Origin of the sequence: Thiohalocapsa halophila (assembly GCF_016583825.1) — a bacterium.
GTDB classification, from domain to species: Bacteria; Pseudomonadota; Gammaproteobacteria; order Chromatiales; family Chromatiaceae; genus Thiohalocapsa; species Thiohalocapsa halophila.
In genome coordinates this window covers 1-1,357 of record NZ_NRRV01000187.1, presented here as the reverse complement: position 1 = coordinate 1,357, position 1,357 = coordinate 1, and the positions used below count along the sequence as shown (strand labels likewise).

General features: G+C 67.8%; 1 protein-coding gene. It reads left to right on the top strand.

Translation table 11 applies throughout. The features are described 5' to 3' along the window. Nucleotides 1-68 precede the first annotated feature (68 nt). A protein-coding gene (locus CKO31_RS25880; RefSeq protein WP_438874038.1) for an ISKra4 family transposase occupies nt 69-1,357 on the top strand; the annotation gives its coding sequence in 2 pieces (ribosomal slippage) (nt 69-323 and nt 326-1,357; 1,287 coding nt annotated over the 2 pieces). This gene is flagged as partial in the annotation.

Here is a 1,357-nt window from a genome sequence, read left to right as displayed (position 1 = left end):
CGGGTGCGAACAGTACTGATGTTGTTTGCTAGGATTGAGCGGTAAATTGCTGAAACAAGGAGCCGACGATGCCGAGACGAACCGAAGACGAAGCGCTGCTTGAGCGACTGGAGCGGCATCCGCAACTGCGCCAGCGCGTCGAGCGGCTTCTCGACCTGTGCGAAGACAGTGCGGGCGATTTGCGCAAGGCCGATGAGGCGGAGCAGCGCGTGATCGAAGAGATGCGCGAGCTTGGCCATGAGGTGTTGGGGCGCTGGGCGAACGGACAGGTCGAGGCGCGAGGCGAGGAGTTGGCGGACACCACTGGGGTGTGGCGCGAGGGTAAAAAAAACTCCGCTGGCATACCCTCTTCGGCGACATCGAAGTCGAGGAGCCACAGTACCGCGAAGGGACGCGGCGTCGGCGCCCGTTGAGCGAGAGCGCCGCGGTGCATCACCGCGGCTGTTCGCGACCGTTGCAGCGCGCGCTGGTGGACTTTGCCGCAGACGTGCCGTTCGCCCAAGCGCGCGAGAAGCTGCGCGAGCACTACGGCATCGACCTCTCGGCGAGCACGATCCGCGAGATCACCGAGCGCCACGCACGGGGCTGCGCAGACTACCGCGATGGCGTCTCGACCTGGCCGAGCGGCGACGGTGCGGGCGCGCTCGTCGCCGAGGTCGACGGGAGCATGGTCCCGATCGTGGCAACCGATGCGCAGCAGAGCGACCGCCGCAGCGGCAAGCAATTGTTGTGGAAAGAGGCCAAGCTCTGTCTGGCGCATGCACTCGGCAGTGCCGCACCGGTCTACGGCGCCACCTTGCTCGGGGGCGTTGCGACAGCCGGAGAGGAACTGCTGGGGTGCGCGGTCGCCGCCGGTTTGGGCACCCACACGCGGGTACACGCCGTCGGCGACGGCGCGCCCTGGATTGCCGATCAGGTGGCCGAGCAGTTCGGCACCCGGGGCAGCTATCTGGTGGACTTCTACCATGTCTGTGATTACCTCGCCGCCGCGGCCAAGACGTGCGCCCCCGAAGCACCGCGCGCCTGGCTCGAGCGCCAATGCGAACGCTTGAAGACCAACCACTGCGCGCTCGTGCTCGGGGACCTGCTCGCCGCCATCGAGCCGCCCGCCGTGCCTGAGGAGCAAGCCCCCGTGCGCGCTTGCCATCGCTACCTCAGCCGTCGCCGTGAGCACCTCGACTATGCCGGCGCCCTCGCCGAGGGACTGCCGATCGGCTCAGGCGAAATCGAAAGCGCACACCGCTACGTCGTTCAGCAGCGTCTCAAGCGCCCCGGCGCGTGGTGGACGCCCGACAACGCCGAGGCCATGCTGGCGCTGCGCCTCGTGCGCGCAAACGGCCAGTGGTCAGCGTACTGG